This window comes from Streptomyces sp. NPDC003393 (assembly GCF_053589015.1).
The window spans coordinates 139576-148611 of sequence record NZ_JBSFRB010000017.1 but is presented as its reverse complement, the minus strand read 5'-3'; the positions used below and the strand labels follow the sequence as shown (position 1 = coordinate 148611).

Annotated in this window: 10 protein-coding genes; 2 read left to right on the top strand and 8 right to left on the bottom strand. The window is 70.4% G+C overall.

What is annotated here, in order from left to right; all coding sequences use genetic code 11:
- Positions 1-126 precede the first annotated feature (126 nt).
- The 4 genes from ACWDUZ_RS19025 to ACWDUZ_RS19010 form a co-directional block, all read right to left on the bottom strand.
- Positions 127-1365, bottom strand: a complete 1239-nt coding sequence (locus tag ACWDUZ_RS19025) for a cytochrome P450 (protein WP_451632939.1) — start codon at positions 1363-1365, stop codon at positions 127-129.
- Between the two features lie 88 nt (positions 1366-1453).
- On the bottom strand, positions 1454-1873 hold the full coding sequence (locus tag ACWDUZ_RS19020; protein WP_451632938.1) for a DUF4260 family protein: 420 nt from the start codon (positions 1871-1873) through the stop codon (positions 1454-1456).
- Between the two features lie 443 nt (positions 1874-2316).
- Positions 2317-2940: an SRPBCC family protein gene (locus tag ACWDUZ_RS19015; RefSeq protein ID WP_451632937.1), complete on the bottom strand. Its 624-nt coding sequence runs from the start codon at positions 2938-2940 to the stop codon at positions 2317-2319.
- 2 nt (positions 2941-2942) lie between these two features.
- Complete coding sequence (locus ACWDUZ_RS19010; protein ID WP_451632936.1) at positions 2943-3578, bottom strand: TetR/AcrR family transcriptional regulator; 636 nt, start codon at positions 3576-3578, stop codon at positions 2943-2945.
- 298 nt (positions 3579-3876) lie between these two features.
- On the opposite strand from ACWDUZ_RS19010, the gene ACWDUZ_RS19005 reads away from it, so the two are divergent.
- On the top strand, positions 3877-4974 hold the full coding sequence (locus ACWDUZ_RS19005) for an amidohydrolase family protein (RefSeq protein ID WP_451632935.1): 1098 nt from the start codon (positions 3877-3879) through the stop codon (positions 4972-4974).
- Complete coding sequence (locus tag ACWDUZ_RS19000; protein ID WP_451632934.1) at positions 4971-5381, top strand: metal-sulfur cluster assembly factor; 411 nt, start codon at positions 4971-4973, stop codon at positions 5379-5381. The genes ACWDUZ_RS19005 and ACWDUZ_RS19000 overlap by 4 nt, the downstream gene beginning before the upstream one ends.
- Before the next feature lie 98 nt (positions 5382-5479).
- Here ACWDUZ_RS19000 and ACWDUZ_RS18995 read toward each other — a convergent pair whose 3' ends face one another.
- The 4 genes from ACWDUZ_RS18995 to ACWDUZ_RS18980 form a co-directional block, all read right to left on the bottom strand.
- Positions 5480-6322, bottom strand: coding sequence for a zinc ribbon domain-containing protein (locus ACWDUZ_RS18995; RefSeq protein WP_451632933.1), 843 nt, complete (start codon positions 6320-6322; stop codon positions 5480-5482).
- Between the two features lie 497 nt (positions 6323-6819).
- Positions 6820-6951 (bottom strand): hypothetical protein, encoded by a 132-nt coding sequence (locus ACWDUZ_RS18990; RefSeq protein WP_451632932.1) that lies wholly within the window; start codon positions 6949-6951, stop codon positions 6820-6822.
- Between the two features lie 205 nt (positions 6952-7156).
- Entirely contained in the window at positions 7157-7792 is a 636-nt protein-coding gene (locus ACWDUZ_RS18985; protein WP_451632931.1) for a ScbR family autoregulator-binding transcription factor, read from the bottom strand.
- Positions 7793-8160: 368 nt separating this feature from the next.
- A complete protein-coding gene (locus ACWDUZ_RS18980) occupies positions 8161-8838 on the bottom strand; it encodes a ScbR family autoregulator-binding transcription factor (protein ID WP_451632930.1) in 678 nt (225 codons plus the stop codon).
- Positions 8839-9036 lie beyond the last annotated feature (198 nt).

The following is a 9036-nucleotide window of genomic DNA, read 5'->3' as shown; positions in this document are numbered from 1 at the left end:
CCGGACCATGCGCATGGGCCCGAACGCCGACCTCTTCGGCAGCTGGTGGGCGATCTCTCCGGCGCCCCTTCCGGGGCGGCGGGACAAATGCTGTGCGGACCCGGCCCGAACGGGCCCGGGCCCCCGTCACCAGGTCACGGGCAGCCGGGTCAGGCCGTGCACCATCATGCCGGTCGTCATGCTCAGCGACTCGACCTCCTCGGCGAGCTTGAGCCCGGGGAAGCGGCGCAGCAGCGTGCCGATCACGATCTGCAGCTCGGCCCGCGCGAGCGGGGCACCGAGGCAGTGGTGCGGCCCGTGCCCGAAGGCCAGGTGCTCGCCCGCTGTGGGCCGGGTCGGGTCGAAGTCGGCGGGGCTGCCCTCCGGGAAGCGCTCGGCGTCCTGGTTGGCCGAGCAGATCGCGGCGAGCACCGCGCTGCCCTTCGGGATCAGGGTGCCGCCCACCTCCACGTCGTCCAGCGTGACGCGCAGCGGGCCGCCGTCGCCGATCGGGTTGATCCGCAGCAGCTCCTCCACCGCGTGCTCGATCATCTCGGGGCGCTCGCGCAGCGCGGCAAGGTGCTCGGGGTGACGCAGCAGGGTCAGCACACACGTACCGATCATGGAGACGGTCGTCTCGTGGCCGGCGACGAGCAGCGTGATGCACATGGTGATCAGCTCGTGCTCGGTGAGCTTGCCGTCCTCGTCGTGCGCGGCGACAAGCGCGCCGATGAGGTCGTCGGCGGGCTCCTCGCGCTTGCGGTCGATGAGCTCCTTGAGATAGCCGATCATCGACGCCCGCTGGGCCGCGGACTCCTCCGCGGTGTGCGAGGTCAGGGACACGAATGCGTCCGACCACGCGCGGAAGCGGCCGCGGTCCTCGAAGGGCACCCCGAGCAGCTCGCAGATCACCATGACCGGCAGGGGGAAGGCCAGCTCGGTGTTGAGGTCGACCGGCGGGGACAGCTTCTCCATCGAGTCGAGCAGACCGTCGGTCAGCTCCTGGATGCGCGGGCGCAGCTGCTGCACACGACGGTTGGTGAACTCCCGGAGCACCAGCTTGCGCAGCTGGGTGTGCTCGGGCGGGTCCATGGTGAACAGGCCGCCGGCCAGCGGCGGCGTCTTCGACAGCTGCGGCGCGCCCGGCGCCACGGTGGCCGCCCGGCTGAACACGCCGTCGGCAAGGACGGTGCGCACGTCGTCGTAGCGCGTGACGACGTATCCCGTGTCACCGCTGGGCAGCCGCACGTGCGCGACGGGGCACTGCTCCCGCAGCTCGGCGTAGACGCGGGGTATCTCGACCGCCGACGGCCGGTGGAAGGGGTAGCTGAGCGCGGGACCGCCGGCCGCGTCGGCCTCCTCGGCCGGCCGCTGATGGGTGTCCATGAAGAAGCCTCCAGAGATGAGTCTTGGTCGAGGCCGTGCGGAGCTTCGGTCGCTGCGTCCGGGGCCGCAAAAGCCGCTCGGTCGGCGCTCAGCGCTGCCAGCCGTCGGCAGTGCGCAGTCCGTAGCCGAGCGCCCGATCAGAAGCGATGTGCAGCAGCCAGCCGAGTGCGAAGGTGAACAGCCCCACGTTGGCACCTGGTCCGTCGCCCGGCAGGAAGGGGACGACGACGAGCCCCAGAACCGGGACGACCGGCCGGTGGACGAGGTTGTAGGCGGCCACCCTGCCGCGTGGGAGCTGCCCGGGTTCGTGCGGCCCCCCCGGCCCGACGAACAGCGTCAGGTCAGGAGCGATGAAGCCCGCAATGCCCAGCGGAATCGTCGCGCCGCTGTGGTTGACCATCTCGAGCACGGTCCAGGCCAGCAGAAACACGGCGAGCAGGGCCCAGGCTCCACGGACCGGCCCCGAGGCTGAACTCCGGGTGGTCTTATGGTGCGTCGGGGATGTCATGCGTTTACTCCTTGCAAGGAGACGGTGGCCGAGATCCAGCTTGGTGCGGGGTGCTAAACGGCGGGCAAAGCGACGAGCCCTGCGGCTTCTCGCCGTGTCGGCCGGGATCCGCATCGTCACAGCGGACGACGTCCTCCCGGTCGGATGTGTGCGTCTGTGAGGTTCCTCCGGCGTGCGGGAGGCGTTGATCAGCTGGTCAGGGCGGGTTGACGGGGATTCGGATTCGTTTCGTCCGGTCGTTGCCCGGTGGGCGCAGTGCTGCTCTTCGAAACCCGACGGAGCCGAGTCCGATGCATCCGGTGTGGATGAGCGTCCACAGGCCCTTTGCGAGGGCGCTGTCGTACCAGTCGCCGACCGAGCCCATCGATGCCTGAACTACCTCAGCTGGCAGGCGGGTTGTGAGCTTCTCGGACATGCTGGTGAACCGGCTGGGCCCGGGGAGATCAGCGTGCGGCGAGTTGCTCGACCCGCTCCTTCAACGCGCTGTTCATCGCCCGGAACTGGGGCAGGGTGTCGTTCCTGAGGCTGTCGGCGGCGAAGGGCACCGCCACGCCGGAGAACTTCTCGCTCTGCGTGAAGCGGACGGTGCCGCGCCCGGTGCGCTCGATGACGAAGCGGTGCTCGCCGTCGCCGATCCAGCCCGGCCCGACCTTGCCCAGCCATCGCAGTTCGCGGCCGGTGCTCACCGTGAGGACGGTCGGGGTGAACGTGCCGGCCTCGCCCTTCTGTTCCAGGCGGTTGCGCATCGTCGCGCCCGGCCGCAGGCCGTCGTCGGAGGTGACGACGGCCTCGGTGAGGAAGGGGTTCCACCGCGGGTAGGAGTCGAAGTCGGTGAGTACCGCCCAGACCTGCTCGGGGTCGGCCTCGATCTCGATGGACGCGGTCAGCCGGACCGGATGGGTATGGGTCCACACCGCGTAGCCCCCCAGCGCGGCCACGCATCCGGCCAGCGCCGACAGGATCCAGCGGCGGCGGCGCCTGGGCGGGGTGTCCCGCTGCGTGGCGTGCGGTCCGGATGCAACGGACGCGGCGGGTGTGGGGACGGAGGCGGAAGAGGTGGCGGACATGGTCAGGCCCTCTCTGGGTGGGGGGTAAGGGCACCGTTCAGTACCTGGTCGACGAGTTCGGCGACGTAGCCGGCGCCGATCGGCGCCCCGGTGATCAGGAGTCGGTAGTAGAGGGCTCCGGCCAGCTGATCGAAGAGCACCTCGGACGAGGTGCCGGGGGGCAGCGCGCCGCGCTCGCGGGCGTGGTCGAGCAGGCGGAGCGGCAGGGCGTTGCGCCGGGCGAACAGCCCGCGTACGGCGTCGCCCACGTCCGGGTGCCGGGCGGCGGCCGCCACCAGTTCGGCGACGACCCCGGCCGACCGGTCGGCCTCCCCCACGGCATCCCGGCCGACGCGGCGCATCCGGTCCAGGCCGGTCGCGACGGCGGTGAGGTAGACGGTCAGGTCGCGCCGGATGTCGCCGGTGTCGGCGACCTCCACCTCGTCCTGGATCCGGGCCACGAGCGCGACGAGCAGGTGGTCCTTGGTGGGCCATCTGCGGTAGAGCGTCGTCTTGGCCACGGTGGCGCGGGCGGCCACCTCGTCGATGGCGAACTTTTCGTACCCCCGCTCGGCCAGCAGGCCATGGGCGGCCCGCAGGATCCGTCCGTCGGCGTCCTCGCTGCGGGGACGGCCTCGGCGAGCGGGAGTGGTGGACACGGGGCTGCTCCTTGTGGTCGCGGGCGGTCTGCCGCACCCGCATTTCGATACGGCTGTTTCGTTATCCAGGATAGGCAGGGCCCGCCAATTACGCAACAGGTGTAGCGTAATTGGCGCGTGCGGCGCCCCCGCGGGACGCCGGGCCCGGTCGGCACAGGCCCGCACGCCGCCGCGCGGAGTGCCCCGGCGGGCGCTTTAGCCCCGCTGAAGGCCGCGGTCGCACACTCCCCTCACGCCTTCTTTGGCCGACCGGACCGGTCGCCGACCGCCGCTACGGGAGACCCAGTTGATCGACAACATGTTCGTGATTGACGCCACCGTGCACCCGTACAACGTGGCGGACGACAACCTGCGCAAGGACGGGGAGTTCCCCAACCTGCACGCCTTCGCCCTGCGCGAGATGCTCTGGGGCATGCACGAGCGCTTCGCGACGAAGGGCTCCGCCATCCCCCGCGAGGCCTTCTGCACCGACTGGCCGCCGGAGCTGCTCGCACACACGCTGTTCACCGAGTCCGACGTCGACATGGCGGTCAACCACCGGCTGCGCATCGACGCCGTTTTCGAGGACGGTCTGTGCAACGGCGAGAAGAACCGGGTGCTGGCCGAGCGGTGGCCGCACCGGATCGTGCCCTACGCCGGGATCAATCCGGCCCTGGGCATCGAGGCGTGTCTGCGCGATCTGCGCGAGCAGGTGGCCCAGGTGCCCGGCACGATCGGCATCAAGATGTACCCCAACGCCGGTTCCCCGGACCTGAGTTGGCGCCTGGACGACCCTGAGTTCGCGCCACTGTTCGAGCTCGCCAAGGAGCTCGGCATCAAAATCATCGCCTTGCACAAGATCGTACCCAACGGTCTCGTGCCGCTGGGCCCCTTCGGCATCGACGACCTGGAGACGGTCGCCATCCGCCACATCGACCTCTCCTTCGAGATCGTCCACGCCGGCCTGCCGCCGTTCGTGGAGGAGGTCGCCATGGCGCTGATGCGGCTGCCCAACGTCTACGCGAACCTCGAGATCACCTCGGCGATCCTGGCCCACGGCATGGGGTACGTGGAGGAGGCCCTGGCCCAGATGATCTCCCTCGGCGGCGCCGAGAAGATCATCTACGCCTCCGGCGCCCTGCACTTCCACCCGCAGCCCGTCCTGGAAAAGATGGCGCGCCTGACCTTCTCGGACCAGATCCTGGAGCGCTACGGCCTGGAACAGATCACGCACGAGCAGCGAGCCGCGTTCCTGGCCGGCAACTACGCGCGGATCGCGGGCATCGACCTGCCGCAGGCGGCCGAGCGGATCAAGGACGACGAGTTCGCGAAGGCCCGCGCGGAGCACGGCGGGAACCGCGCCATGTGGTCGAACTGGCGCGCCATGCGCCCCGAGCAGTGGGCGGACGCGTCGTGACCGCGCCCGCCGAGACGATCGAGACGACCGACACGACCGAGCGGGTGCACACCGCGCTCCAGGACGTGTACGACCCCTGCAGCCAGTCCTGGCAACGCCCGATGAGCCTCGTCGACCTCGGCCTGATCCGCCAGGTCACCGTCGCCCCCGGCGGGCACGCGACGGTGCGCATCAGCCTGACGGCGCCGTTCTGCATGGCGGTGCCGACCATCATGCAATCGATCGAGCAGAAGGTGGGCGTCGTCGAGGGGGTCAGCGGCGTCACGGTCGAACTCGACGGCGGCACCCTCTGGCGCCCGGAACTCATGACGGACAAGGGCCGCGAACTGCTCTCCGCCGCCCGCGCCGAGGACCGGCGCACCCTGCCCCTGACACCGGTGTCGGCGCCGGGGTCCGGCTGCTCCTGACCCGGGCCCTGCCCCCGCCCCTGCGCACGCAACGCGTTGAGGACGCAAGAAGGGCGTCTTGACTGCTCCCTTCCCTGAAGGGGGAGGGGATTCCTGGCTCAGGCCGCCTCCCGGAGCAGCGCTCCGGGCGGTCTTGCGCCCTCGACACCAGCCGGGTCCAGACCTGCCCGGAGGAGCATCACCCGCGCGGAGTTCTTGTCCCGGGGAGAGACGGCCCCGCACGCGGTGCGGGTGTAGGTGCGTTCGGACAGCGGCAGTGCGTGCTTGGTTCCCGCTCCGCACCGGCCGCAGTCCATCGTGGTGTGCGCGGGATGCACCAGCCGGATGTCCCGGCCGTGTTTGCGGCCCATCTCGATCAGAGCCCGCTGGGTGGCGTCGATCGCGGCGTCCGCCGCCCTGCGTGCCATCGACGACCTCGCCAGGAATCTGGGCCGGAAGTCCTCCACCGCGATCACGTCATGGCCGCAAACCACCTTCTTCGCCCACACCACCCCCAGGACGATCCCGCCCGCCAGACGCAGGCTCCCGTCCTTGAGGCGGAAGCCGCGCCGGGCGCAGTTCAGCGTCGGCCGCGCCCGGTGCCTCCTCCTGTGCCGGGGCATGCCCGCCCGCCGGTTCACCGGCAGCCGGCCCTTGATGTCCTTCAGCGCCTTGGCGCGGGAGGCGGCGAAGTCGCGGACGGTCTGCTGCTGCGGCACCGACGAACCGGCGGCCAGCCACGGAGTCACCGCACGGGCCCGAGTCAGCATCCGGTCCAGCAGGCCGGCCCCGCACGCCTCCTTCTGGGCGTGGGCCTTCGTGGAGCGGGCCACGCACTCGTTCCACACCCAGCGGCAGCGCGCCCATTCCGCCTCCAGCCCCGCACGAGCGGTCGCCGACACCCGCAACCGGCAGGCGTAACGCGCGCGTGCCCCCGCCGCCTCCCCGGCCTCCCGCACCACCGCCCCACCCCCTGCCCTGTTCCGATCAGCCGACCGCCACCGCCAGACCGTACGGACGAGACCCGCACACCCGCACCCCTTTCCCCCACCCTCACCCCGACCAGCGAACAGGAGTACACGCGTTCACCCCCGCCCGGCCCCGCCGGGCCGGCTGTCGGGGCGCTCCGCGCCCCGGGAGCCTGATGCGGCAACGCTCCGCGCCGCCGACACGGGATCGGGATGCCATTCCTCCCCGGCACGAACGCCGAGACTGCCTCGCAAGAGACCGGGTGATCTCGTGGGCGAGCGCGCCGTTGGCCGCCCGGCGCTCCTGGCGGGCCGCCTCGCCCTCGCACCAGGCGCAGCAGGAGGAGCGGGCCACGCGCAGGACCCGGCACAGCAGGACGATCGGAGTAGTTCGCCATCTCCGCGCGGATCAACCGTACGACTCGCTCACCGGTCGTTCTCCTTCACGAAGAAGGCGGTCGCTTTTCAGGATCTTGATCGTCCGCTGCCGTTCACGGTCCTGGCCGCCGCAGCCGCTTGAACTCCTCGCGCCCGGCACTGCTCGATTTCCCCCGGGGGCGGTCGGTGCGAGGCGAGACACCCTGCTCCCGCACCGCGAGTGCGCCGAGTACGTCGATGTCCACGCTGTCTCCCCCTCGACTGCCGCTGCATTCTGGAGTGTTCTTCCAGCGACCCCCGGCAAAGAAACAGCACGAACGGTTTGTCAACTCCTGGCGAGGGGCGCCACGATCGACCGCCCCTGCGAGCCTGCGCCACCCGCGTACGCGGCCGCACAGGGGGGCGTCCGCACCCCACCCGCCCGGGGCAATAACAGACCATGTGCGCTGTCTAGTCGGCCTGACGCGCCTCCGGGCGGGCCACGACAGCCGGCATCAGCACGCGGTGCGGTGCCGTCGCCAGGCGCGGCACGAGGAACGACCAGAACGGCGCGACGCGTCCGGCCGAGAGCCAGCTGCGGTCCGCGGCGCCGAGCACACCGAAGCCGACCGTGGCGGAGACGATCACCGTCGTCGCGGTGTCCGCCGAGACGGTCCGCTCGAGCTCGCCCGCCCCCTGCGCCTCCGCCACGAGATCGCGCACCCGACCGTGCCACCAGTGCAGCAACTCCGAGTCGTTCTTGCGGGACGGGTCCCCGCTCAGCCGGAATCCGGCGCGCACCACGGGGTCGTCGGACAGCGCGCGCAACAGCCCGGCGCAGGTGTCCACGAGGGACTGCAGGGTCGTGTCGGTCGCCGCCCGGCAGCGCTCGGCCAGCCTGGCGATGCGCTCGGCCGCCGCATTCTCCACCTCGGCGGCCAGGATGTCCTTGCTGGCGAAGTGGAAATGCAGGGCCCCCGTACTCACGCCCGCACGCTTGCTGATCGCGGGCAATGATGCCAGGACGTACCCGTCGTCGGCGAACGCCTCCGCCGCCGCACGGATCAGAGCCTCACGCGTGCGTGCAGCCCGGACCTGCTTGACCATCACGACCGCCTCCAAACAAACCGCCTGAGCGGTAGTATTTCTTCGCATTCTGGGCTCGGGGACTGCGACTGACAGGGCACGGCTTTCGAGGACCCCCTGAGTTCACTAAGGCAGCCAGGGGTCCTCCGAGAAGTGTGCCTCACTCAGGAGATCTATTAAACCGCACGGATGGTTTGTTAGTGCACGATACGTTCAGAGGAACGGTGCAGGCCCGGCGCAGGGCGCGGGCGGCACCGGGGCCGTGCGGCAGGTCGAGGTCGTCGGGGAGTGGGCACCGTACGACCCGGTGAACGGGGTGCGCCGTCATCCTGCCGGCACGATCGGCGTCGGCACTGGAGGGAGGCTGATGTTCCGATCGGGGAACGGGATCAGACGGAGGCCCCGGCCTTCGGCTCCGCTTCCTCCTGCGCGGCCAGCCGTCTGCTTTCGTCCGCCACGAGGGCGGCCCGTTCGGGGCTGTACTCCAGTCTGCTCAGGACCGCGGGCACCGCGACGCTCGGCAGCAGATGCGCGAAGAGCGAGGACACACGGGCCTCCAGGTCGTCCCTGCCCGACAGGTTGAAGGAGTAGATCTGGACACCGGTCCAGGCCGCGGAGAAGGTCCAAGCGGACTCGGCCGGGTCGACATGAGGAAGCAACTCCCCCTGCTCGCGGGCCTCACGGAACAGCTGCTCGGTGATGTCGAGCCAGGTCGTGGTGTACGAGTTGCCGAGTACCTCGGTCATCTGCGCTTCGAGGCTGAGCCGGGCCGAGGCACTGACCAGCGAGTCGTGCCGCATGCGATGGGCCAGGGCGAGCCCCATGTCCACCAGTTCCTGCAGCTTGCTCGCTCTGGGCACCAGCCTCGCGCCCCGGAACTGTTCCTGGAGGACGCCCTGCGCCAAGGCCTGCTTGGACGGGAAATGAAAGTACAGCGCTCCCTTGGTCACGCCGGACCGGTTCAGCACCTCGCCGATCGTGGCGGCCTGGTAGCCCCGCTCGTCGAAGACCTGCGCCGCCGCTTCCAAGATCGCTTCCCGGGTGCGCCTCGCCCGCTCCTGTCGCACCACTATGAATCCTCCAGATCGTTGCTGTGCCGCAAAATGTTCTGCAGCAGCTTATAGAACCAAACCAGGTAGTCCGTATATTCACAAGCCTGGCTCGGCGGTCTTCCAGAGGTCACTGGCTCGATTCACAGGCCCTCGCCGCGTCGCCGCTCAGGGCCCGGCAGGCGCGTCGCTCGCCCCTCACCGGGACACCGGCGT